The organism is Comamonas sp. UBA7528 (genome assembly GCF_002479375.1).
In the GTDB taxonomy this organism is placed as follows: Bacteria; Pseudomonadota; Gammaproteobacteria; order Burkholderiales; family Burkholderiaceae_C; genus Comamonas.
In genome coordinates this window covers 292842-316970 of the sequence record NZ_DLMU01000005.1, presented here as the reverse complement: position 1 = coordinate 316970, position 24129 = coordinate 292842, and the positions used below count along the sequence as shown (strand labels likewise).

Annotated in this window: 21 protein-coding genes; 13 read left to right on the top strand and 8 right to left on the bottom strand. The window is 66.4% G+C overall.

Translation table 11 applies throughout. The features are described from left to right. Window positions 1-121 precede the first annotated feature (121 nt). The 4 genes from B3349_RS07320 to B3349_RS07305 all read left to right on the top strand — a co-directional run bounded on the left by B3349_RS07320 (window position 122) and on the right by B3349_RS07305 (window position 4702). On the top strand, window positions 122-1150 hold the full coding sequence (locus B3349_RS07320) for a Bug family tripartite tricarboxylate transporter substrate binding protein (protein ID WP_066540197.1): 1029 nt from the start codon (window positions 122-124) through the stop codon (window positions 1148-1150). Between the two features lie 630 nt (window positions 1151-1780). After that, window positions 1781-2596 carry an HpcH/HpaI aldolase family protein gene (locus B3349_RS07315; RefSeq protein WP_291587978.1) on the top strand — a complete coding sequence of 272 codons (816 nt, stop codon included), beginning with the start codon at window positions 1781-1783 and terminating at the stop codon, window positions 2594-2596. A 218-nt stretch (window positions 2597-2814) separates the two neighbouring features. After that, window positions 2815-4257 carry an NAD-dependent succinate-semialdehyde dehydrogenase gene (locus B3349_RS07310; RefSeq protein WP_291587972.1) on the top strand — a complete coding sequence of 481 codons (1443 nt, stop codon included), beginning with the start codon at window positions 2815-2817 and terminating at the stop codon, window positions 4255-4257. Window positions 4258-4441: 184 nt separating this feature from the next. Beyond that, complete coding sequence (locus B3349_RS07305) at window positions 4442-4702, top strand: DUF2789 family protein (protein WP_291587687.1); 261 nt, start codon at window positions 4442-4444, stop codon at window positions 4700-4702. 73 nt (window positions 4703-4775) lie between these two features. Here B3349_RS07305 and B3349_RS07300 read toward each other — a convergent pair whose 3' ends face one another. Then, window positions 4776-5885, bottom strand: coding sequence for a YeiH family protein (locus B3349_RS07300; RefSeq protein ID WP_291587685.1), 1110 nt, complete (start codon window positions 5883-5885; stop codon window positions 4776-4778). A 173-nt stretch (window positions 5886-6058) separates the two neighbouring features. On the opposite strand from B3349_RS07300, the gene B3349_RS07295 reads away from it, so the two are divergent. The 3 genes from B3349_RS07295 (at window position 6059) to B3349_RS07285 (ending at window position 7858) form a co-directional block, all read left to right on the top strand. Then, complete coding sequence (locus tag B3349_RS07295; protein ID WP_291587683.1) at window positions 6059-6973, top strand: LysR family transcriptional regulator; 915 nt, start codon at window positions 6059-6061, stop codon at window positions 6971-6973. 140 nt (window positions 6974-7113) lie between these two features. Beyond that, window positions 7114-7332 carry a hypothetical protein gene (locus B3349_RS07290; RefSeq protein WP_066540824.1) on the top strand — a complete coding sequence of 73 codons (219 nt, stop codon included), beginning with the start codon at window positions 7114-7116 and terminating at the stop codon, window positions 7330-7332. A gap of 64 nt (window positions 7333-7396) precedes the next feature. After that, the gene (locus B3349_RS07285) at window positions 7397-7858 is read left to right on the top strand and encodes a GNAT family N-acetyltransferase (protein ID WP_291587680.1); all 462 of its coding nucleotides are present in this window, start codon (window positions 7397-7399) and stop codon (window positions 7856-7858) included. A 128-nt stretch (window positions 7859-7986) separates the two neighbouring features. On the opposite strand, the gene B3349_RS07280 is transcribed toward B3349_RS07285, so the two are convergent. Then, window positions 7987-8490 carry a CreA family protein gene (locus B3349_RS07280; RefSeq protein ID WP_291587678.1) on the bottom strand — a complete coding sequence of 168 codons (504 nt, stop codon included), beginning with the start codon at window positions 8488-8490 and terminating at the stop codon, window positions 7987-7989. Between the two features lie 484 nt (window positions 8491-8974). Here B3349_RS07280 and B3349_RS07275 point away from each other — a divergent pair, with 484 nt between their 5' ends. Both B3349_RS07275 and B3349_RS07270 read left to right on the top strand, forming a co-directional pair. Further along, window positions 8975-10177, top strand: a complete 1203-nt coding sequence (locus tag B3349_RS07275; protein ID WP_291587676.1) for an MFS transporter — start codon at window positions 8975-8977, stop codon at window positions 10175-10177. 104 nt (window positions 10178-10281) lie between these two features. Further along, window positions 10282-10911 (top strand): LysE family transporter, encoded by a 630-nt coding sequence (locus B3349_RS07270; protein WP_291587673.1) that lies wholly within the window; start codon window positions 10282-10284, stop codon window positions 10909-10911. Window positions 10912-11064: 153 nt separating this feature from the next. On the opposite strand, the gene B3349_RS07265 is transcribed toward B3349_RS07270, so the two are convergent. Then, a complete protein-coding gene (locus B3349_RS07265) occupies window positions 11065-11562 on the bottom strand; it encodes an Lrp/AsnC family transcriptional regulator (protein ID WP_291587671.1) in 498 nt (165 codons plus the stop codon). A 74-nt stretch (window positions 11563-11636) separates the two neighbouring features. On the opposite strand from B3349_RS07265, the gene B3349_RS07260 reads away from it, so the two are divergent. Beyond that, a complete protein-coding gene (locus tag B3349_RS07260; RefSeq protein WP_291587669.1) occupies window positions 11637-12533 on the top strand; it encodes an EamA family transporter in 897 nt (298 codons plus the stop codon). A gap of 207 nt (window positions 12534-12740) precedes the next feature. On the opposite strand, the gene cphA is transcribed toward B3349_RS07260, so the two are convergent. Continuing rightward, a complete protein-coding gene (gene cphA, locus B3349_RS07255; RefSeq protein ID WP_291587667.1) occupies window positions 12741-15311 on the bottom strand; it encodes a cyanophycin synthetase in 2571 nt (856 codons plus the stop codon). Between the two features lie 78 nt (window positions 15312-15389). Continuing rightward, complete coding sequence (locus tag B3349_RS07250; RefSeq protein WP_291587665.1) at window positions 15390-17561, bottom strand: cyanophycin synthetase; 2172 nt, start codon at window positions 17559-17561, stop codon at window positions 15390-15392. A 194-nt stretch (window positions 17562-17755) separates the two neighbouring features. On the opposite strand from B3349_RS07250, the gene B3349_RS07245 reads away from it, so the two are divergent. The 3 genes from B3349_RS07245 (at window position 17756) to B3349_RS07235 (ending at window position 21187) form a co-directional block, all read left to right on the top strand. Then, on the top strand, window positions 17756-20053 hold the full coding sequence (locus tag B3349_RS07245) for a cyanophycin metabolism-associated ABC transporter (protein WP_291587663.1): 2298 nt from the start codon (window positions 17756-17758) through the stop codon (window positions 20051-20053). 3 nt (window positions 20054-20056) lie between these two features. Next, a complete protein-coding gene (locus B3349_RS07240; protein ID WP_291587661.1) occupies window positions 20057-20548 on the top strand; it encodes a cyanophycin metabolism-associated DUF1854 family protein in 492 nt (163 codons plus the stop codon). 180 nt (window positions 20549-20728) lie between these two features. After that, complete coding sequence (locus B3349_RS07235; RefSeq protein WP_066540240.1) at window positions 20729-21187, top strand: hypothetical protein; 459 nt, start codon at window positions 20729-20731, stop codon at window positions 21185-21187. Window positions 21188-21282: 95 nt separating this feature from the next. Here the strand turns inward: B3349_RS07235 and B3349_RS07230 are convergent, their stop codons facing one another. The 3 genes from B3349_RS07230 to B3349_RS07220 form a co-directional block, all read right to left on the bottom strand. Next, window positions 21283-21699, bottom strand: coding sequence for an EF-hand domain-containing protein (locus B3349_RS07230; RefSeq protein ID WP_291587658.1), 417 nt, complete (start codon window positions 21697-21699; stop codon window positions 21283-21285). A gap of 194 nt (window positions 21700-21893) precedes the next feature. Next, the gene (locus tag B3349_RS07225) at window positions 21894-22802 is read right to left on the bottom strand and encodes a 5'-nucleotidase (RefSeq protein ID WP_291587656.1); all 909 of its coding nucleotides are present in this window, start codon (window positions 22800-22802) and stop codon (window positions 21894-21896) included. An 82-nt stretch (window positions 22803-22884) separates the two neighbouring features. Further along, window positions 22885-24087, bottom strand: a complete 1203-nt coding sequence (locus B3349_RS07220; protein ID WP_291587654.1) for an ammonium transporter — start codon at window positions 24085-24087, stop codon at window positions 22885-22887. Window positions 24088-24129: the final 42 nt, after the last annotated feature.

Sequence of the window (24129 nt, the reverse complement as noted above, 5' to 3'; positions counted from 1 at the left end):
TACCGGCGGTGGAAGACCGAAAGTGAGGCCGTCCGTGCTGGCTGCTGCCGCCGGACGCATGCGAACCCGGTGCGCCGTATACCAACGATGAACGCGGCGCGCTGTTTTGACGGAGTCCACCATGTCCGATCTGTTAGTTGCTTCTTCCTCCGTCACCTCCGCCGGCTGGCGCCGCCGCGACTGGCTGGCTGCCGGTGCCGGCCTGCTGGGGGCCGGCCTGCTGCCCGGGGCCGCGCGTGCCCAGGGCTGGCCCGACAAGCCCATCCGCATCATTGCGGCCCAGGCGCCGGGTTCGTCCAATGACGCCACGTCGCGGGCGCTGGCCGACTATCTGTCCACCAAGCTGGGCGTGCCCGTGGTGGTGGAAAACAAGCCCGGTGGCGTGGGCATGATTGCCGCCGAAACCATCGTGCGCGCGCCGGCCGACGGCTACACGCTGCTGATGACCTTGCACAGCCAGCCGGCCCAGGCACCGGCCCTGCTCAAGCGCCTGCCGGTGGATCCGGACAAGGACATCGTGCCCATTGCCGCCATCGGTGTCGGGCCGGTGCCGGGCGTGGTGCACAAGGATTTCCCGGCCAGGACCATCCAGGAGGTGATCGCCTATTCCAAGAAGAAGCCTGTCAATGTGGGCAACTACGCCGTGGGGTCGGGCTGGCAGCTTATGCTGGACCAGCTGGTCAAGGACACGGGGGCGCAGTTCAACGTGGTCAACTACAAGGGCACGGGCGCCATGCTGATGGACCTGTACGGCGGCCAGATCGACATGGGGGCAGGTTCCCTGGCAGGCATTGGTGGCGGGCTCAAGCAGGGCAGCGTGCGGCCGGTGGTGATTGCCATGGGCAATCCCTCGTCCAAGCTGCCGGGTGTGCCGACCTGGAAGCAGGCCGGCTTCAGTGGGAGCGCCTACGAGAACCTGCCCGAATGCAATATGTTGTTTGCCAAGGCCGGCACCCCCCAGGCGCTGGTCGACCGTCTGGCCCAGCTGGTGCACAGCAGCTACACCGAATCGGAGCGCATCAAGAGCGTGCGCGAGACCCTGTCCGATGAAGACCCGGCCCTGACCGGCGCTGCGCTGCGCGCCTTCATCGACCGCACCTGGCCCACCTACCGCCAGCTGACGCGGGCGGCGGGGATTGCGGCGAGCTGAGCTTGCCCTTCAAGGGGCGGGACATGGCGCACGGCAGTGCTTGGTTCTTCCGGCGGCACGGCACGCGGGTGCCCGTGCCGCCATGTGTTGGCAGGGGGCGACAGATGCGGGTTGCATTTTGTACACGGTCCGGGAGACAAGGGCTGGCGCCCCAGAGGGGCGTGCCAGATTTTTGCGGAATGGGAATGGGAGCATCTCTTTTTCTCATGCCCCGGGATGGCCCGCATTGCTGAGAATGCGCACTGTATGGACGGCTCTCTCCCAGTGCTCCCCCTTTCCGTTTTGCAGGCCGCGTTGCGTGCGGCGTTCGAGCGCTGGATGGTCCTGTGCGAGCTCACGGCCCGCAGCGACGGCATTGCACCCGAGGAACTGCAGCGCGAACTGGACTGGCTGCGCAGCCGTAGTGCGCTGCTGGTCCAGCGCAGCACGCCGCAGCAAATGCGTCAGCTCATTGCCGACCTCCAGAATGCCGAATCCTGGGTGCACGCTAGCCTGCGCCTGCGCATGCAGGCGCTGCCTGGGGGGGACGGTGCTGGCACGCAGGTGACTGCCACAGGCGGTGGAGGCCGCGCAGCTTTGCTATGTTCTGGCAAGTATCAGCACTGCGCAGTTTTCTGCCCTTCCACCGCCATGCCTCCTGTCAACCATTTCAAACGTGCTCTGCAAGCCGGTCAGGCCCAGATCGGTCTGTGGTCCACCCTGCCGTCACCCTATGTCAGCGAACTGATTGCCGGCGCGGGCTTTGACTGGCTGCTGCTGGACACCGAGCACACCCCTACCGATGTGCCGCAGATGCTGCAGCAACTGCAGGCCGTGGCGGCAGCCCGCCCGCGCGAGGGCCTGGGCTGCAGCCATGCCGTGGTGCGCCCGGCGTGGAACGACAAGGTGATGATCAAGCGCTATCTGGACATTGGCGCGCAGACCTTGCTGCTGCCTTTTGTGCAGAACGCCGACGAAGCCCGCGCGGCGGTGGAGGCGGTGCGTTACGCCCCCCAGGGCCTGCGCGGCATGGGGGGATCGATGCGCGCCTCCAACTTCGGGCGTGACGCCGACTATGTGGCCAAGGCCGCCGACGAGATCTGCCTGCTGGTGCAGGTGGAAACCGGCGAGGCGCTGGACAACCTGGAGGCCATTGCCAGCGTGGACGGCATTGATGGCGTGTTCATCGGTCCGGCCGATCTGTCCGCCAGCCTGGGCTACCCCGGCAATGCGGGCCATCCGGACGTGGAGGCAACCATCGACCGGGCATTGGCCACCATCCGCGCCTGTGGCAAGGCGCCGGGCATTCTGGCCGTGAACCCCGACCGTGCCCAGGCCTGCCTGGACAAGGGCGCGCTGTTTGTCGCCGTGGGCATGGACATGCTGCTGCTGCGCCAGAGCGCCGATGCGCTGGCCCTGCGCTTCAAGCGCCCGGGGGGGGCGGCGGTCAGTGCATCCCTGTATTGAGTGGGGTGTCCGCCACTTTCTAGAATGGTCGCGGATGGGCGCCGAGGGCGCGCATCCACTTTCTATCAAAAACGCAGCTGCTTCTGCACTTGCAGCAAGGTTTTCACAGGCGTTGGATACTGAAAACCTGTGCGCCAATGCACAACAGCATCTGTTTTCATAATGCCCCTGGAGCGACTGCTCCGGGACTCTCCCTCTCAGCCATGGATGGATTTCGCATGTCGCATGCCTACCCCGATACCCAACTCCTGATCGACGGCCAATGGGTCGACGCCGCCAGCGGCAAGAAGATCGCTGTGCACAACCCGGCCACGGGAGCGGTGATTGGCCATGTGGCCCATGCCGGCATTGCCGATCTGGACCGTGCACTGGCCGCTGCGCAAAAAGGCTTCCAGGTCTGGAAAAACACCAGTGCCCACGAGCGCCAGGCCACCATGCGCCGCGCCGCGCTGCTGCTGCAGGAACGTGCCGACGCCATCGCCGCCGTGCTGACGCAGGAGCAGGGCAAGCCCCTGGCCGAAGCTAAGGGCGAGGTGCTGGCCGGTGTGGGCATCATCGACTGGTTTGCCGACGAGGCGCTGCGCCTGTATGGCCGCATCGTGCCGGCCCGCCGCAGCGATGTGCTGCAGCAGGTCATCAAGGAGCCCGTGGGTCCGGTGGCGGCGTTCACGCCCTGGAACTTCCCGGTCAACCAGATCGTGCGCAAGATCAGCGCGGCCCTGGCCACCGGTTGTTCCTTCCTGTGCAAGGCGCCGGAAGAAACGCCTGCCGCACCCGCCGCGCTGCTGAAATGCTTTGTGGACGCCGGCGTGCCTGCGGGCGTGGTCGGTCTGGTCTATGGCGATCCGCATGAAATCTCCAGCTACCTGATTCCCCATCCGGTGATCCGCAAGGTCACCTTCACCGGCTCGACGGCCGTGGGCAAACAACTGGCTGCCATGGCAGGGGCCCACATGAAGCGCTGCACCATGGAGCTGGGCGGCCACGCCCCGGTGATCATTGCGGAAGACGCCGATGTGGAGTTGGCCGTCAAAGCCGCTGGCGCTGCCAAGTTGCGCAACGCCGGCCAGGTCTGCATTTCGCCCACGCGCTTTCTGGTGCACAGCAGCCTGCAGAAGCAATTCACGGAAAGCGTGGTGAAGTACTTTGAATCCGTCAAGGTGGGCAACGGCCTGGAGGCCGATTCCAAGATGGGCCCGCTGGCCAATCCCCGCCGCGTGACGGCCATGAAGGCACTGGTGGAAAACGCCCACGCCAAGGGTGCGGACGTGCTGCTGGGCGGCAAGGCCCTGGGCGATGCCGGCAACTTCTATGCACCCACCATCCTGGGCAATGTGCCGCTGGATGCCGATGTGTTCAATAATGAGCCCTTCGGCCCCGTGGTGGCCATGCGCAGCTTCGAGAAGCTGGAGGAGGCCATTGCCGAAGCCAACCGCCTGCCCTATGGCCTGGCGGCCTATGCCTTCACCCGCTCGCTGAAGTCCGCCCACCAGCTCAGCCAGCAGGTGGAAACCGGCATGCTGTGGATCAACCAGCCTGCGGTGGCCTCGGCGGAAATGCCTTTCGGCGGCATCAAGGATTCGGGCTACGGCTCCGAAGGCGGCACGGAAGCGCTGGAAGCCTATCTGATTCCCAAGGCTGTCTCGATTGCGATGGTGTGAGCACCGGCCCCGCTGGCGGGGCTGCTGCTGCAAAACGGCCACCTGCGGGTGGCCGTTTTGCTTTCCGCCGTGACGCCGACTGGCCCGGCAGGCTGCAACATCTGGCTTGTCCTACAGCCAGTGGCCGAGGGCGCATTGCAGGATGCAGCGCAGAGGCACCTGTGTGCCTGCGAAAGGAGCCTCCATGCCCTCCAAAGCCCCTACCTTGCAAGCGCTGTTCGTGCAGCTCGGGCTGGCTGCGGACGAGCTGGCCATCTTGCGCTTCATCCGCCAGCACCGTCCGATGCCCCCCGATGTGGACATGCTGCATGCCCGGTTCTGGACCCCTTCGCAGGCCGCGGTGCTGTGGCGGCTGCGCCGCCGGGGGGCGCACTGGGTGGAGGTGCTGGACCAGCTGGAGGCCGCATTGCGCGGCCACCACGGCCAGCAGCAGGAAAGCGCCTGACCCTGGTGTTCTTTGCTGAGCGCAGGCCGGCATGGACGGCCCGTGCGATGGGGCGGTACCGCAGCGATGGCGGTCAGAGCCACTGCGGCAGCCACAGATTCAGCAGCCAGCCAGCCCCCAGCAGCCAGCCGAACAACACCAGGGCCAGCAGCAGCGGCCGGGTGCCGGCGGCGCGCACGGCCGCGATGTGGGTGGTCAGGCCCAGGGCGGCCATGGCCAGGGTCAGCAGCAGCGTGTCCAGTTGCACACCGGCCTGCACCAGCGCAGCGGGCAGCACGCCCAGGGAATGGATGCCGGCCACCAGCACAAAGCCCAGTGCAAACCAGGGGATGGTGATGCGGCTGTTCGGGGTGGCAGCCTTGACGGAACTGCTGTCCGTGGGCTGGTGGTCGGCGCGGCGCTTGCTGCGCGCCAGCCACCATGACAGCACCAGCAGAAACGGGGCCAGCATCATCACCCGCACCATCTTGGCAATCACCGCCATGTCGGCCGCATCGCGGCCAACGGCTTCGCCGGCAGCCACCACCTGGGCCACCTCGTGCACGGTGGAGCCGACGTACAGACCGTATTGCTGTGCGCTCACCTCGAACCAGCCATGCGCAGCATTCCAGTGAAACAGCGCGGGGTAGAGAAAGGTGGCCACGGTGCCGAACACCACCACGGTGGCCACGGCCACCGCCACGTCCGAAGCCCGGCCCTTGGCCACCGGCTCGGTGGCCAGCACGGCGGCGGCACCACAGATCGCGCTGCCGGCCCCCACCAGCAGGCTGGTACGCGGGTCCAGGCCGAACACGCGCCGACCCAGCCATTGGGCCAGCACGAAGGTGCTGGAGAGCACCAGCGCGTCGATGGCGATGCCGGCCCAGCCCAGCTGGCCCATGTCCTGGAACGTCAAGCGCAGGCCATACAGCACGATACCGGCGCGCAGCAGCCGTGCCTTGGACACGCCCACGCCGCTGGTGCAGGAGGCGGCCAGGCGGGGGTAGACGGTGTTGCCCAGCACCAGGCCCAGCACGATGGCCAAGGTCAGCGCGCTCAGCCCACGTTCTGCCAGGGCAGGCAGCGTGGCGGCCCACAGGGAGGCGGCGGCGATGGCGCCACACAGCAGCAGACCGGGCAGCCATTGCTGCAGGTGCTGGCCGGCGCGGGCCCAGACGGACAAGGGAAATGTGGAAGTGGACATGGCAGACACGGCCGTCCACGGGAGTGAAAAGCGTGCCAGGACCGGCCTGGAGCGTGGGCGACGGTGTGCACTTTAGATAATTTGGTTATATTTGTATAACCGATAGTTTGTGTAAAGACTATCGATGAAACAGGTAGATTCATGCACCAGAACACGCGAAAAGGAGAGCGTCCATGCTGCATCTGACGCTGCGCCAGGTGGAAATTTTCTGTGCCGTGGCCCAGTCCGGCAGCACCGTGGCGGCGGCACAGGCGGTGTCGCTGTCCCAGTCCGCCACCAGCGCCGCGTTGCAGCAGCTGGAGCGTGCGCTGGGCAGCCAGCTGTTCGAGCGGGTCGGGCGCCAACTGGTGCTCAACGATGCCGGCCGCGCCCTGCTGCCCCAGGCGTTGGGGCTGCTGGAGCAGGCGCGCGCCATCGAGCAGGCGTTTTCCGTGCAGGGCAGTGGCCTGCCGGTGCGGCTGCGGCTGGCGGCCAGCACCACCATCGGCAGCTATGTGCTGCCGCCGGTGCTGGCGGCGTTTGCGCGCAGCCACCCGCAGGTGGCGGTGGACCTGCAGATCGCCAACACCGCCGAAGTGGCCGAAGCCGTGCTGGCGCTGGAGGTGGATCTGGCCTTGATCGAAGGGGCCAGCCACTGGCCGGGGCTGGAGGTGCAGCCCTGGCTACGCGACGAGCTGGTCATCGTCAGCGCACCCCATGACCCGTTGGCCAAGCAGGCCGCGGACCAGCCGCTGGCATCCGACGCGCTGCGCAGCGCCCGCTGGTTGCTGCGCGAGGCGGGCTCCGGCACCCGCGAGATGGTGGAGCACGCGCTGCTGCCGCACCTGCACCAGCTGCATGCGGCAGCCACCCTGGGCAGCTCCGAAGCCATTGCCCGCTGTGTGGCCCAGGGTCTGGGCATCAGCTGCCTGCCCCGTGTGCTGGTGCAGCCTTTGGTGGAGGCTGGCGAACTGGTGGTGCTGCCCACCCTGCTGCCGCAGATGCAGCGCTATTTCTCGCTGGTGCAGCGTGCGGGAAAGCGGCGTTCGCCGGCACTGCAGGCGTTTGTGGACGCCTGCCGGGCGATGGCTGCGCCATCCACGGATTGAATGCCCGGGACGGCTGCCGGGGCTGCAGCGGCTTCGTCCACGCGCCACTTCGCTTGCGGCCGGCGCTTTTGGCCCTATATTGGAATCACAAGCCCGGCGCGGGCTGCGCAGCGCCGGATGCCATCACCAGGGAGGCCACTATGAAAACCATCGACGAAATGCTGCACCTGGACCTGCTGACCCACGAACAACACCTGCAGATCAGTACCTGGATTGACGCCGCAGACACCCCCGAAGCCATTCTGCAGATGCCCGCCTCCCTGTGGCAGGCCGTGGAACGCGCCAGCCAGGCCATGGGCGTGAACGAGGATTTGCTGCGGCCGCCGGCACTGGATGCGGGCAACGCCGTCTTTGGCTGACGCGCAGCAGGCGCCGCGCCTGTGCGCAGGTGCAAGGGGCGGCGATCGGCCTACCATAGCGGACATGCCTCCGAATTCATCCGTTCCATCGTTGTTCCGCATCCGCCCGGCGGGCGCCGCCGATGTTGAAGCCATCTTTCATGTCCGGACCTCGGTCCGGGAAAATGCGCTCACCTGGGACGAACTGGCCGCGCTGGGCATCACGCCCGCTTCCATCCATGCGGCGATCACAGAGACGCCGTGTGCCTGGGTGGCCGAACGCGATGGCGAGGTGCTGGGCTTTGCCATGGCCGATCTGCCCGAGGCATGCCTGTTTGCCGTGTTCGTGCTGCCGGAGCATGAGGGGCAAGGGGTGGGGCGCCAGCTGATACAGGCCGGCGAAGCCGCGCTGTTCCGGCACCACCCGGTCATCTGGCTGGAAACGGATGCGGCCAGCAAGGCCGCTGCGGTGTACCGGCATCTGGGGTGGACACATGCCTGCGATGCGGGCGACGGGGATGTGCGCCTGCAAAAGCTGCGCCCCTGATGTGGCGGCGGAAGCCGTGCAGGGGGCGCCGCCCTGACGGATGGGACCCGCTGCTTTGGCAACGGCCTCGGGCACCCCGGGCCGCGCAGGCGTCTGCGCAGCCGGCTCCGGTGCAGGTTGCCGTGGTCTTACTTCTTCAGCGGAATCGGCGTGCCCGGTGGCACGGCCACGGCGGTGACGCTGTTCTGGGGTGAACCTTCGATCACACGGTCGGAATAGGTCATGTAGACCAGGGTGTTGCGTTTGGCATCCACCATGCGCACCACGCGCAGGCGCTTGAACAGCAGTGAGGTCCTTTCGGTGAATACCTCTTCCTGCTGGCGCAGCGGCTGGGGAATCTGGATGGGGCCGGTGGCCTGGCAGACGATGGAGGCTTCCGAGCGGTCTTCGGCCAGGCCCAGGCCGCCCTTGATGCCGCCGGTCTTGGCGCGCGAGACATAGCAGGTCACGCCGGCCACCTTGGGGTCGTCATAGGCGTCGACCACGATCTTGTGGTCCGGGCCAATCAGCTTGAACACCGTGTCCACGGCGCCGATCTCTTCGGATGCGGCGGCGTGGGTGGCCGGTGCCAGGGTGGTCAGGGCCGCCAGCAACAGGGCGGACAAAGCAGGGCGCAGGGCAAAGTGGTGCATGGCTGCCAAGCATACGCGCAGTGCGGGCGCGCGCCGGGCCGGCGATGGCACCGTGCTAGGCCCCGGTATGCGCTGGAGCGCGGGCAGGTCCGCACCGGTTGCGGGACAATTCCAGCCCTCCACCGTGGCCCCGGCGCGCTCGACGCGCCCAGACCGGCGGCCGGTGGAGCCGGCCCATGGCGGCCCGCAGCGTGCGGTGATGCCAGGCAGCGGCCGTGGTCGGAGCCCGTGTTTTTCGGGTGTCTGCGCCTGCCGTGCTGCATGCCTGCAGTCCCGGTGCACCGGGGGCGCCGCATGTCCTGCGCATGGCGGTGGCAGAACGCCCGTCCCGCGATGCAGGCCCTGGCTGCCGCTGCGTTGCGGCATCGCCCGCAGCTCCCGTGCAGTTTTCATGCACACGCTGCTTCTGAATTCAGAGTTTCCACCCCGTGGCACAGGCTGCGGGGTGGGTTTTTCTTTTTCCGGGGGAAATGGTTTGGTAGGAATGCGAGAGAAGAACGTTGCGGTGTCGCACGTGCTGGGCCGGTCTGCGCTGCTGTGGATGGCGCTGGCCTGTGGACTGTGCGCGGGCGGCAATTACTTCAACCAGCCGCTGCTGCACTCGATTGCCCAGCACTTTGGTGTAGACCAGGGGATGGCGGCACTGTCGGTCACCTTGGCGCAGTCGGCCTATGCGCTGGGCCTGCTGTTGCTGGTGCCGCTGGGTGACATGCTGGAGCGGCGCGGTCTGGCGGTGGCGTTGATGCTGCTGGCGGCGGCTGGCCAGGCCATGGCGGGCTGTGCACCGTCGGTGGGTGGCTTCATGCTGGGCACGGTGGTGGCGGGCATGTTTTCCGTCGCAGCCCAGGTGCTGGTGCCCATGGCGGCGGCGCTGGCCGCGCCCGGCCACAGCGGCCGCAATGTGGGTACGGTGATGACCGGGCTGCTGCTGGGCATTTTGCTGGCGCGCAGCGTGGCGGGCCTGGTGTCGGCATGGGCTGGCTGGCAGGCGGTGTACCAGGGGGCTGCGCTGTTGATGGTGCTGGTGGCCTGGTGGCTGTGGCGGGTGCTGCCCACCTCGCGCACGGCCCAGCCGGTGGCCTATGCCCAGGTGCTGTCCAGCATGCTGGAGCTGCTGCACACCCACCGCGCGCTGCGCCAGCGCACGCTGGCCAGCGGGCTGGCGTTTGCCTCGTGCAGCGTGCTGTTTGCCACCATGGCCCTGCAGCTGTCGGCCGCACCGCTGGCGCTGGATGACGCGCAGATCGGCCTGGTGGGGCTGGCAGGTGTGGCCGGGGCACTGGTGGCATCGCGTGCCGGACGCTGGGTGGACCGCGGCCTGGGGCGCACCACCTGCACGGTGGGCGCCATCGCATTGGTGGCGGCGTGGCCCATGCTGTGGTGGGGTGGGGAACACCTGGGCTGGTTCGCCCTGGGCCTGGTGGTGATCGATCTGGGCCTGCAATGCCTCAACATCACCAACCAGGCGACGGTGGCCCAGTTGCTGCCGGCGGCACGCTCGCGCATGAATGCCGTCTATATGACGGGGTATTTTGCGGGTGCGGCAGCGGGCTCGGCGCTGGGCACGCTGGCCTGGCACTGGGGACTGTGGCAGGGCGCCTGCCTGCTGGGGGCGGTGCTGGCGCTGGGGGCCGCGCTGGCCGTGGTGCGCTTGCGTGCACCGGCGGGGCAGATGGCCGCTGCCTGACGTTGGGTTTCTTCTGCGGTGGCCGTGGCGGAAGCCACAATCGCCGGCGTGGTCTGCGCATGCCGAACCCGGCATGCGCGGGCCGTTTTCTGCAGGACACCGCTGTGCACCACTTTGCCTCCCTGTTGCTGATTGCCGGCATTTACCTGGCCGTGCTGGCCAGCCCCGGTCCCAATTTCTTCATCCTCAGCCAGATGGCGCTGGATGGCCGCGCCCGGGCCGCGCGCTGTGTGGTGCTGGGGTTGACGACCGGGTCGATCGCCTGGGTGCTGCTGTCGATTGCGGGCGTGGCCACCTTGCTGGCCCGGCACCCGCAACTGAGCACGGCATTGCGCGTGCTGGGGGCGGCCTATCTGGTCTGGTATGGCGTCAAGCTGTTGCGCTCTGCCTGGAAAGTGCCGGTGTCCAACGCAGCACCGGCCACGGCGCTGGGGGCGCAATCTGCCTGGGCGGCGTACCGCACCGGCTTGTGGACCGGCCTGACCAACCCCAAGGGCGCGGCTTTCTGGACCAGTGCGTTTGCCGCGATCTTTCCGGATGCGGCGCCGCTGTGGTTCTATGGTGCCACGGTGCTGCTGGTGGCGCTGATGTCGCTGGGCTGGCACCTGGGCATCACGCTGGTGTTCGGCATTCCGGCCCTGCGCAGCGGCTATCTGCGTATCGAGCGGGCCATCAACGGCTTGTCCGGTGCGGCGCTGGTGCTGCTGGGTCTGCAGAGGATGGTGGCACGCTGAAGATTCCACCAGCACCAGTGCATGCTGGTGCGAGCCTGATGCGCAGGGTCTCTGCGGTGCTCCGCCTGCCCCGAGGTGGCGGTTCAGCAGTTTCCAGTCCTGCCCGTTCGGATGGGAGAAGGCCAGCGCAACGCCTCGGTTGGTGTTGGCGCCCTATACCTGCAGTGGGCCATCGGGCAGCGGCACCTGCAGGCCCACTTTCAGGCAGTTCAGCGCCACCGAGGTGCGAAAGCGCCGCACATTCTCGTCCCCGCCGAACAGCCGGGTGGTGATGGCTTCGAAATCCGCCATGGTGGCGGCGGTGATGACCAGCAGATAGTCCGCTTCCCCGGTGATGGCGTAGCACTGCTGCACGGCGGCCTCGTCCTGGACGCGCTGGCGCAGCCCGGCGGTGCGCAGTGGGTGCTCGTCGTGCACATGCACTTCCACCAGCAGGGTCAGCGGGCGGCCCAGGCGGGAAGCATCCAGCACGGCGGCTTCCGCGCGGATCACGCCGCTGTCCCGCAGCCTGCGGATGCGGCGCTGCACCGCAGCGGCCGACAGGTGCACGGCCTGCGCAATGTCACGCTGCGCCACGGTGTTGTCGCGCTGCAGCAGGGCCAGGATGGCCAGGTCGAAATCGTCCAGGGACAGCGTGGAAGTGTGGGGCATGGAATGAGTGAAAGTTGCGTGAAGCCAGTCTATTCAGAGGCAAAAAACCAAGGGTGGCGCAATATATTTTCGCCATGTCGAACATACGCAATGCACGCTGGCTGCCGTGGCTGGCCATCTTCGGTTCCGTGGTGTTTCTGGGTCTGGGTACTTCCTGGGCCAAGCACACGCTGTTTCCTGCCGTCGGCGCCCAGGGGACGACGGCGGTGCGGGTGGGCTTTTCGGCCCTGATCCTGTGGCTGCTGTGCCGGCCCTGGCGCTGGCAGCTGTCGCTGGCGGACCGGCGGGCCGTGTTGCTTTACGGGGCTGCGCTGGGGGTCATGAACCTGTCTTTCTACATGGCGCTGCGCACGCTGCCGTTCGGCGTGGCGGTGGCCATCGAGTTTTCCGGGCCGCTGGCGGTGGCGGTGTGGGCGTCGCGCCGGGCGCTGGACATGGTATGGGTGCTGCTGGCTGTGGCGGGGCTGGCACTGCTGCTGCCGCTGGGCCATGCGGTCAGCGGCCTGGACCCGGCGGGCGTGCTGTGGGCGGCGTTGGCGGCGGTGTGCTGGGCCAGCTATATCCTGTTCGGCAAGCGCATCGGGCATCTGCCGGTGGGGCATTCGGTGTCGCTGGGGCTGGCCATGGCGGCGCTGGTGGTGATTCCGGTGGGCGTGGCCCACGCGGGCAGTGCGCTGCTGGCGCCTTCGGTGTTGCTGGTGGGGCTGGGGGTGGCTGCGGTGTCGAGTGCGGTGCCGCTGTCGCTGGAGATGCTGGCCCTGCAGCGCCTGCCTCCCCAGGCCTTCGGCATCATGATCAGCATGGAGCCTGCGGTCGCTGCCGTGCTGGCCTTGCTGCTGCTGGACGAACAGTTGAGTGCCGTGCAGTGGTTGGCGATCGGCCTGATCGTGCTGGCGTCCATGGGCAGCGCGCTGGCGGTGCGCCGGTCGGAGCCGGCTCCCAGGGCGGCACAGCTGCCGACCGAGGCCTGAACCCCACCGAGCGCTGCAGCCTTGGTGGTCCGTATGACGGCGCACACGGCCAAGGTGGCATAGACGGCATAGCTGCCTGGTGGCCCAGTGGCCATTTGGGCGCACTTCCTGTCTGCATCTCCCGCGGTGCATCCGAACGCAAAAAAGCCCCGGTGACGGGGCTTTTGCATGGGCGGTGCAGAGCAGGCTCTGCGTGCAGGCCGGAGGTCAGACTTCGGCGATGCGTTTTTGCAGGTGGGCCAGCGCCTCTTCCACCTGGTCGACCAGCACCAGGCACAGATCGCCGGGTTGCAGACGGGCCAGCGCATGGTCGATGGCGATGAATTCGCCGTGGATGTCGGTCACATAGCTGGTGCGGCTGGCGCCTTCCAGGCCCTTGCGCAGCAGGGCGATGACTTCGCCGTCCTCGCGGCCGCGCTGGCAGGCGTCCTGGTACAGGACCACATCGTCAAACGCATGGCCCAGGATCTGGGTCTGCTCGGTGATGTCCTGGTCGCGGCGGTCGCCGGCACCCGAGATCACCACGCTGCGCTTGTTGCCGGGCATGCCTTCGACTGCCTTGGTCAGCGCGCGGATGGCATCCGGGTTGTGGCCGTAGTCGGCAATGATGGTGGCGCCCTTGTAGTCCATCACATTGAAGCGGCCGGGAGCGTTGTCGCTGTCGTTCACAAAGCCGGCCAGGCCGCGCTTGATAGTGTCCCAGGGCAGACCGGCACCCCAGGCGGCACCGATGGCGGCCATGGCGTTGTCGACCTGGAAGCCGATGGTGCCGTTGCGGGTGACGGGAATGTCGCGCAGCGGCACGGATTCGCGCCACGAGCCTTCGGCGGCGACGATGGAGTCTCCATCCACATAGACCACGCGGTTGCCCTGGGCACGGTGGGTGGCCATCACGGGGTGGTGGCGATCGGCACCGAAGAAGATCACCTTGCCGGTGCAGAACGGCGCCATGGCCGAGACGTGCGGGTCGATGGCGTTGAGTACGCCGTAGCCGTTGGGGGCCACGTTCTGCACGATGACGCGCTTGAGCACCATCAGCTCATCGACGGTGGTGATGAAGTTCAGACCCAGGTGGTCGCCTTCGCCCACGTTGGTGACCACGGCCACTTGGCAGCGGTCAAAGCCCAGGCCTTCGCGCAGAATGCCGCCACGGGCGCATTCCATCACGGCGGCGTCCACCTCGGGGTGGCCTAGCACGTTGCGGGCGCTCTTGGGGCCGGAGCAGTCGCCGCTGTCGATCTGGCGGCCGTTGACGTACACGCCGTCGGTGCTGGTCATGCCCACGCGCAGGCCTTGCGAGGTGAACAGCTGGCCTATCAGTCGGGCGGTGGTGGTCTTGCCATTGGTGCCGGTCACTGCCACCAAGGGGATGCGGCCGTCGTCGCTGCCGTTGAACAGCAGATCAACCATGGGCACGCCCACGTTGCGGGGCTTGCCATAGGACGGGGCCAGGTGCATGCGCAGGCCGGGGGCTGCGTTCACTTCGACGATGCCGCCGTTCTGCTCTTCCAGCGGGTGCAGCACGGATTCGCAGATCACGTCCACGCCGCAGATGTGCAGGCCGATGGTCTGGGCGGCTTCGATCGCGCGGGCAGCCACTTCGGGGTGCACGTCGTCGGTCACATCGGTGGCGCTGCCGCCGGTGGACAGGTTGGCATTGTTGCGCAGCACCACGCGCTGGCCCTGGGCGGGCACGGATTCGGGGGTCAGGCCTTCGCCGGCAATGCGGGCAATGGCAATGTCGTCCAGGCGGATCTTGGTCAGCGCCGTGCCGTGGCCGGTGCCGCGGCGGGGGTCCTGGTTGACGATGTCCACCAGTTCGCGGATGGTGTGTTCGCCGTCACCCAGCACCTGGGGCGGTTCGCGGCGGGCGGCGGCGACCAGTTGGCCTCCCACCACCAGCAGGCGGAAGTCGTGACCGGGCAGGAAACGCTCGACCATCACGTCGTCACCGTACTGCTGCGAGGTGGCGTAGGCGGCTTCCAGCTGGGCGCGGGTGGTGATGTTCACCGTCACGCCCTTGCCCTGGTTGCCGTCCTGGGGCTTGACCACCACGGGCAGGCCCACTTCCTGGGCCACGGCCCAGGCGTCGTCCACGTCGGTGACGGGGCGGCCCAGCGGCACGGGCACGCCAGCGGCGTGCAGCAGGCGCTTGGTCAGGTCCTTGTCCTGTGCAATGGATTCGGCCACGGCGCTGGTCTGGTCCACTTCCGCGGCCTGGATGCGGCGGGCCTTGGAGCCCCAGCCCAGCTGGACCATGGAGCCAGCCGTCATGCGGCGGAAAGGGATGCCACGGGCCACGGCGGCGTCCACGATGGAGCCGGTCGAGGGACCGATGCGTTCATCTTCGTCCAGCTCGCGCAGGGCCGCGATAACGGGCGCCGCATCGAACGGGGTGTCGTTCAGCGCGGCCTGGATCAGGGCTTCGGCCTGTTCCAGGGCTTGCTTGCCCACGGCTTCTTCGGTGTATTCGACCACCACCTGGAAGGTGCCAGCTTCCAGCGTGGCATGGGTGCGGCTGAACGTGACCGGGCAGCCGGCCTGGGCCTGCAGCGACAGTGTGGCCAGTTCCAGCACATCGGCCAAGGACACCGGCTTGTCTGCGCCTTGCGGCAGCAAGGTGCCGATGGAGGGGAAGCGGGCGCGCAGGCGGTCTTCAAAGCCGGCCAGTTGGGCGATGTTGCACTCGGCCGGGGTGCAGAGCACGACGGCCTCTACAGCGGTGTTGCGGCTCCACAGATTGGGGCCACGCAGGGCACGGGTACGAGAGATTTCCATGGTGTGTGTCTCTTTTGAGGCTGCTGCAGCCCGGGATGCGGGTGCAGCGGCAATGCAAGGGTGCGCGGGCGCTCGGTCTCAGGCAGGCTGGTATTCGAAGGTCTTGATACCGGCCGCGATCAGGTCGGGCGCAATGTCCATGGCCCAGGCTGTGGCAATGGCCGCCAGCAGGGCCGAGCTGTCCACCGCATGGCCCGTGGGCAGGTGCAGCGCGTCGAGCGTGCCCAGCGCACGTTCCAGACCGCCGGTGGCCAGAATCACCTGCTGGTTGCGCAGCAGCACGGCACGGCCTTCGTTGGCGCCGCAGTGTGCGGCCACGACGGCGTTGTCGGCCTGGGCGCTGTAGAGCACCACTTCGCCGTCACACAGCTCGGCCAGGTCGGCCACTTCGGGCAGGTCGGCATTCAGCACGCCAGCGCCATCGCTGAGCACCACATCAATCTGGGTGCGCAGCACGCGGCGCATCTGGGAGGCTTCGCGCACATCGTGGTCGGCCAGGGTCTCGAAGCCGTCCATGTCGGTGACCACGCCCACCAGGCAGCGGTCGTAGGCCAGGCCCTCTTCCAGGATGGAGCGCGAGGTGGTCTGGATCACCGCGGCCTGGGCCAGTCGGTTGGTCAGCAGACGGTGGGCGCCGGCCCAGTTGGCGGTATTGGTCTTCTGCGTCTGGCGGTTGTTCAGGAACATGCCTTCGCTGCTGGCCACGCCCGTGAGCTTGCCGGACAGCTGCAGCAGCCAGCCGACCAGGCGTGCGATGAAGGCGTTGTGGCGCGTGCCGACAATGCCCACCAGTGGGATGCGGCCGGCGTTGGCGCCGTCTTCACGCGGGAACAGATGGTCGGCAATGGCCATCCCCACCGGGCGGGGAGCGCCGCTGGTGGGCTTGAGGTGCATCAGCAGGCCGGGGCCGGCGTTGACTTCCAGAATAGCACCCTGGCCTTGCATGGGCTGGGAGACGTCCTTGAGAATCATGTCCATGCCGGCGATGTCCAAGCCCACGATCTTGGCGGCCAGCGTGGCGTAGTAGGCCACATCGGGGTGCACATCATCGGTGCAGTCGATGGCCATGTTGCCATTGCGCTGCAGCAGCACGGCCTGGCCCTGGGGGATCACGGAGTCGGGCGTGACATGTTGGCGGTTGAGCTCCAGCTTGACGGCGCCTGCGTCCAGATTGATCCAGTCCAGCGGGTATTCCTGTTCGGGGCCGCGGCGGGGATCCTGGTTCAGCACCGCCACCAGCTCGCGCAGCGTGGCCTTGCCATTGCCGTGCACGGACACGGTTTCGCCCTTGGTAGCTGCGACGACCTTGCCGCCCACCACCAGCAGCCGGTGTTCCACGCCGTCGATGAAGCGTTCGACGATCACGTCCGAACCTTCAGGCTGGGCCAAGGCGAAGGCCGCCTTGATGTCGGCTTCCTGGTACAGCTCCAGGGTCACGCCGCGGGCGTGGTTGCCGTCCGAAGGCTTGACGGTGACGGGGAAGCCGATGTCCTGTGCGACTTCCCAGGCTTCTTCGGCATTGGCCACGATCTGGCCTTCGGGCACGGGCACGCCGCAGGCGGTCAGCAGGCGCTTGGTGAAGTCCTTGTCCTGGGCGATGCCTTCGGCAATGGCGCTGGTCTGGTCGGATTCGGCCGTCCAGATGCGACGCTGCGCTGCACCATAGCCCAGTTGGACCAGGTTGCCGTCGTTCAGGCGAATATGGGGGATGCGGCGCTCGCCGGCGGCATCGACGATGCAGCCGGTGGAGGGGCCGAGGTAGCGGTCGTTGATGGCCGTCTTGATGGCGTGGATGGCCGGCTTGCGGTCAAACGGCAGATCGTTGATGGCGGCCATCAGCAGCTTGTGGCCGTACTCCAGCGCCACGCGGGCCACCGCCTCTTCGGGGCAGCGGAACACCATGCGGTAGACGCCGCGCTGGGAGATTTCACGGGTCTGACCGAATTCGGCAGGCATGCCGGCCAGGTTCAGCAACTCGATGATGACGTGCTCCAGCACATGGCCCATCCAGGTGCCACCTTCCAGGCGCTGGATGAAGCCCCCGCGCTCGCCCACGCCACAGGTGTGTTCGATCAGGTCGGGCAGCCAGGTGGTCAGTCGCTCGTTGAGGCCGGGAATCTTGTTGGACGGGTAGTCTTCCAGCTCTCCCAGATCCAGCCAGACTTCCAACACGGGACGGTAGGTCCAGACGCTGGGGCCGCGCAAGAAGGTGGTGCGCAAGAGTTGGATGTCGTTGAATGTCTTCGCCATGGATGCAGCGCTTGATGAGTGGTGGGCGGGCGGTGTGAAAGGCCACATATCGTCGCTTTTCACAGAGGTTGTCAGCCTAATAGGGGTTTGGAGCGTTAAGTCGTCAGACACCATCGCAATGGGCGCGCACATTGAGTGCATCCATATCCATCCACTGGCAGCGATCCTGCCGGAACGGATACAAACTGTTCAATATGCAACATCACCATTCTGTAGATGCCTCTGGCGTCTCCGATGGCCCTTTCGGGGCTGACTTGCGGGCACAGCTCGCACCCCAAGAAAACGTATTGTCCGCCCTTCCGGTTGACTTGACCCGGGATTTGCGCTTCGCACCAGGCCTGGTGGCGGTCACGCAAACGCATTTGTGGGCCCGTGCCGGGGACGATGCGGCCTGGACTTCCTGGGCCTTGTCGCCGGCGCTGCGCCTGCAGCTGGCGGACCATGCCGGGGTCGGAACGCTGGAGCTGCATGATGGCCAGCAGCGTCTGGCGCTGTGGCGTTTTCGCCTGGCCACGCAGAACGAGGCTTTCCGCCTGATCCAGCGCTTCGACCAGCAGCGTGAGCTGCTGGCCCAGGGCGGCATCCCGGGCCATGCCCATGAGGACGAGGAAATCCTGTGCGAGACCTGCGGCACCCCCTTGCCTCCCGACAGCGATGAATGCCCCGCCTGCGCCCGCCAGCAAGCCCCCCAGACGTCGACCTGGGTGCTGCTGCGCCTGTGGCGCTTTGCCAAGCCCTACCAGGGCCAGCTGCTGCTGGGTTTTCTGCTGACGCTGGCCACCACGGCCGCGCAACTGGTGGCACCGTACCTGACCATCCCGCTGATGGACAAGATTCTGATTCCCTTTCAGAACGGCGAGAAGATCGACCAGGGTCTGGTGGCCTTCTATCTGGGGGCGCTGCTGCTGTCGGCGCTGCTGGCATGGCTGCTGGGTTGGGCGCGCACCTTCGTGCTGGCTAAGGTGTCCGAGCGCATAGGCTCCAATCTGCGCACCACCACCTACAACCACCTGCTGAACCTGTCGGTGGATTACTACGGCAGCAAGCGGACCGGGGACCTGATGGCCCGGATCGGTGCCGAAACCGACCGCATCAACCTGTTTCTGTCGCTCAACGCGCTGGATTTTGCGACCGATGTGCTGATGATCGTGATGACATCGGTGATCCTGTTCTCCATCAATCCCTGGCTGGCGCTGGTGACCCTGGTGCCGCTGCCGTTCATCGCCTGGATGATCCACACCGTGCGCGATCGCCTGCGCACCGGCTTCGAGAAGATCGACCGTGTCTGGTCGGAAGTGACGAATGTGCTGGCCGACACCATCCCTGGTATCCGGGTGGTGAAGGCCTTTGCCCAGGAAAAGCGCGAGGCGGACCGCTTTGCCGACGCCAATCTGGTCAATCTGCAGGCCAATGACAAAGTCAACAAAACCTGGTCGGTGTTCACCCCCACGGTCACCTTGCTGACGGAAATCGGCCTGCTTATCGTCTGGGGTTTCGGCATCTATCTGGTGGCCGGTGGTTCCATCACGGTGGGTGTGCTGACAGCGTTCATTGCCTATATCGGGCGCTTTTACACGCGCCTGGATTCGATGAGCCGCATTGTCTCGGTTACGCAAAAGGCGGCCGCAGGCGCCAAGCGCATTTTTGACATCCTGGACCATGTCAGCAATGTGCCCGACCCGGTCAACCCGGTGAAGCTGCCGGGCAAGGCCCGCGGTGCGATCACCATGGAGGATGTGGGCTTCCGCTACGGCAGCCGTGCGGTCATCAAGCACCTGGACCTGCAGATCCAGCCCGGCGAGATGATCGGTCTGGTGGGGCACAGCGGTTCGGGCAAGAGCACGCTGGTCAATCTGATCTGCCGCTTCTATGACGTCAGCGAAGGCTCCATCCAGCTTGATGGCGTGGATGTGCGCCGCATGGCCGTGTCCGACTACCGCAGCAACATCGGTCTGGTGCTGCAGGAGCCCTTCCTGTTCTTCGGCACGATTGCCGAGAACATCGCCTACGGCAAGCCGGATGCGACCCGGGAAGAAATCGTGGCGGCGGCCCGTGCTGCCCATGCGCACGAGTTCATTCTGCGCCTGCCCCACGGCTATGACTCGTTGGTGGGTGAGCGTGGCCAGGGCCTGTCGGGAGGGGAGCGCCAGCGCATCTCCATCGCGCGTGCGCTGCTGATCGACCCGCGCATCCTGATCCTGGACGAGGCGACATCCGCCGTGGACACCGAGACGGAAAAAGAGATTCAGAAGGCGCTCGACAACCTGGTGCAAGGCCGCACCACGATCGCCATCGCCCACCGTCTGTCCACGCTGCGCAAGGCCGACCGCCTGGTGGTGATGGACCGTGGCGAGATCGTGGAAGTGGGGCCGCACGACGAATTGATGGCACTCAAGGGCCATTACTTCCGTCTGTACGACGCCCAGGCACGCCGTGCCGAGGAAGATGCCCAGGCAGCGGGCTTGAAGCTGCAAGTGACGACCGAGGAATAAGCCATGCTGCACACGTCCCATGCTGATCTGACAGGGATGCGCCTGACGCGCAACGCCCATGGCCGCCTGGTGCTGACCCTGGGCAGCGGCCAGGTCTTTGAATCCGTGGTGCCGGTGCGGGCCTTCCCGTTGGCGGCACCCGAGGAAGGTCTGTCCCTGGTGGGCAGCGATGGCAAGGAAGCGCTGTGGGTGGACCGCATGGCCGACCTGCCCGCCGACGCCCGTGCGCTGATCGAGGAAGATCTGGCGGTGCGGGAGTTTGTGCCCACTATCCAGTCCATTCGCAAGGTGTCGAGTTTCTCCACCCCCAGTACCTGGGATCTGGAGACCGATCGGGGCAGCGCCCAGATGGTGCTCAAGGCCGAGGAAGACATCCGCAAGCTGGCGGGGCGCACCCGGCTGCTGATCAGCGGCAGCGACGGCGTGCAATACCGGATTCCGGATACGACCCAGCTGGACAAGCATTCTCGCAAGCTGCTGGAGCGCTTTTTGTAAGCGCTTACTTACTTTTTTCCGGCGCGAAGTTTGTGTTCCAGGGGCCGTTTGTCGGCCCCTTTGTACTGCGCTGGAAATGTTTGTAAAAAAACCTAAACTTTCCCTCACGACTGCCGAAAGGATGAAGGAACAGCGGAATTCCGCGTCCACTATCCATACAACACCACCGAGGGCCACGCCATGCAAATACCACCTGTTGATCGCAATCCCATCCAATGGAATTCGCAGGCTGCCAATTTGTATTCCACCGGCGCCTCGGGGCCGGCTCCCATTCGCCCGGTCAACCAGGTGAACAACGTCGAGTCCACCGACAAGATTGGCGAGGGTGCGCAGGCCCGCACGCCTGAGAAGCCCACCGACAAGGACGACCGCAACCTGGATTGGACGCAGCGCGTGGAGCAAAAGGCCGAGGCGCAAAAGGCGGTGGAGGAAGAGCAGAAAAAAGAGCCCATCTCCAAGATGCTGATCGAACACATCCAGTCGCTGTGGCGTGCCAGTGCCATGGCGGTGGAGGCTTCGCTGGAGGCCCAGCAAAAGGAGCAGGGCCAGGAGGTGCACCAGAAAGTGCAACCCGCCCGTGCGGCCAGCGAGCGGCTGACCTACGAGGATGTCACGGTCAAGCGCACCAACGGTCTGTAATGGTCAGCGCCGGCACTGATGAAAAAAGCCATGCGGATGCATGGCTTTTTTCATGGGCATCGCCCGAGCGCTCTGCCCGGGCACACACCGCGCACTTACTTGGCTGTGGCGGCGGGACTGTTGCCGGCAGCTTCGGGGGCGGGCTGCGGCGTGGCCGCTGCCTGGGCTGCTTTGGCGGCATCGCGCCGTGCGCGGTACTTGGCGGCGAACACCCGCACCTCTTCCAGTGACAGGTAGTTGTCCTTGTTGGTGTCGGCCTCGTCAAAACCCGCATAGAGCTTGGGCACCAGCATCAGCTCCTTGCGGCTGATCTTGCCGTCCTTGTTGAAGTCCAGCATCTGGAAGTCCTTGATGGCCTTGATCTCGCCCTTGGACAGCGGCTTGCCATCCGGTCCGGTCATGGCCACGGGGTCGATCTGGCCTTCTGCCCAGGCAGGCTGCAGCGACGCTGCTGCAGCGCAGCACAGTACCAGGGGCATCAACAGGCGGCGGGACAGGGCGGACTGGGGCATGGGCTCATTTCCAAAAAACGGGACAGGGCACCAGTGTGGTGCCGTTCTGCAAACCGGGTGCGTTGCTGGGGTAAACCAGGGTAAGCCGATGTATCTCCGTCTGGCGGCTGCTGCATGGATGATGCCGATCACCGGCTGCGACACGCCGTACGACAGGCATTTCCTAGAAAGAGGTGCGTGCAAGCCGCGCGGGATCAGGGGTTGGCAATGCCACTGCGCACATGGCCCGCCGGCACATGGGCCGCAGCCGAGGTGACATGGCCGGTCTGGTCGTCAAAAAAGAAGTCGGGCTCGAATTCGCGCAGAAATTCCCCTTTGGCCAGACCGCCCAGGAACATGGCTTCGTCCACCCCGATGTTCCAGTCCATCAGCGTGCGGATGGCACGTTCGTGCGCCGGGGCGCTGCGGGCGGTGACCAGGGCGGTACGCAGTCGCATGCCGCTGGTGGTGCCGGCCTGGGCGGCCTGCTGGAGCCGGTGCAGTGCGGCCAGCAGCGGTTTGAACGGGCCGTCGGGCAGTGGCTGGGCCACATGCTCCATTTCATGGCGCTGGAAGGCATCCAGTCCCTGGGTCTGGTAGACGCGCTCGGCTTCGTCGGAGAACAGCACGGCGTCGCCGTCAAAGGCAATGCGTACTTCCTGCGGATGGGCGGCGCTGGCGCCGGCGGATTCGGTCAGCACCCGGGCGGCGGGGTAGCCCAGGCGCAGGGCTTCGGTCACATCGGCGGCGTTGGCGGACAGAAACAGATGGGCGCCCAGCGGCCGCAGGTAACCGAAAGGATCACGCCCCTGGGTGAACACGCCGCGCTGGATGCTGGAAAGCCCGTGGGCCTTGGCGCTGCGGAACACCCGCATGCCACTGACAGGGTCATTGCGCGAGAGCAGCACCACTTCCACCCGTTGCTCCTCGGGGGAGTTGAAGGCCAGCAGCTTGCGCACCAGCGGCAGCGCCACGCCGGGCGGGGCCGGCTGGTCGAGCCGGCTGCGCTGCAGTGCCACATAGCCGCCAGGGTCCCGGTCGAAGAGCTGGTTTTCCTCTTCAAAATCGAACAGGGCGCGCGAGGAGATGGCCACCACCAGTTGGTCGTGCAGGGAAACAGGCATGCAGTCTTTCAGCCAGGGCAATGGCCAAGCATAGCGTTTCCCGGCACATGCCTGCTGCCTGCCCGTGGTGAGAGCGCGGTGCTTACCAGTTGGCTTCGCGCTCGGGCGTGGCACCGATCCGGTGGATGGACAGGTCGGCGCCGTCGAATTCCTGTTCCTGGCTCAGGCGCAGGCCCATGGTCTTGCGCAGCAGCCCGTACACGGCAAAGCCGCCGGCCGTGGCCCAGGCCACGCCCATCAGCGTGCCGATCAGCTGTGCGCCCAGGTGCACGCCACCCAGGCCGCCGAGTGCCTGGGTGCCGAAGATGCCAGCCGCAATACCGCCCCAGACACCGCACAGGCCGTGCAGCGGCCAGACACCCAGCACATCGTCGATCTTCCACTTGTTCTGTGTCAGCGTGAACATGGCCACGAACAGCGCGCCGGCCACGCCGCCCACCACCAGGGCGCCGAGCGGGTGCATCAGGTCCGAGCCGGCGCAGACTGCCACCAGGCCGGCCAGCGGCCCGTTGTGCACAAAGCCGGGGTCGTTCTTGCCCAGCGCCAGCGCGGCCAGCGTGCCGCCCACCATGGCCATCAGCGAATTGACAGCCACCAGTCCAGAGATCTTGTCCAGGCTCTGGGCGCTCATCACATTGAAGCCGAACCAGCCCACGGTCAGGATCCAGGCGCCCAGCGCCAGGAATGGGATGCTGGAGGGCGGGGTGGCGGCAATCGCGCCGTCGCGGCGGTAGCGGTTGCTGCGCGGGCCCAGCAGCAGCACCGCGCCCAGGGCAATCCATCCGCCCACGGCGTGCACCACCACGCTGCCGGCGAAGTCGTGGAACTCTGCCCCGGTCAGCGACTTGATCCAGGCCTGCACGCCAAAGTGGCCGTTCCAGGCAATGCCCTCAAAGAAAGGGTAGACCAAGCCCACGATGATGGCCGTGGCAATCAGCTGAGGGCAGAACTTGGCGCGTTCGGCAATGCCGCCCGAGATGATGGCGGGGATGGCAGCGGCAAAGGTCAGCAAAAAGAAGAACTTCACCAGCGCGTAGCCGTTGTGTGCTGCCAGTTGTTCGGCGCCAACGAAGAAGCCCGTGCCATATGCCACGGCGTAGCCCACGGCGAAATAGACCACGGTGGAGACGGAAAAGTCCACCAGGATCTTGACCAGTGCATTGACCTGGTTCTTGCGCCGCACGGTGCCCAGTTCCAGAAAGGCGAAACCCGCGTGCATGGCCAGGACCATGACCGCGCCCATCAAAATGAACAGGGCATCGGCGCCCTGTTTTAGTGCTTCCATGAAGCGCTCCAGCTGATATTGGTTGTTCTTGGTGCGCGTGCA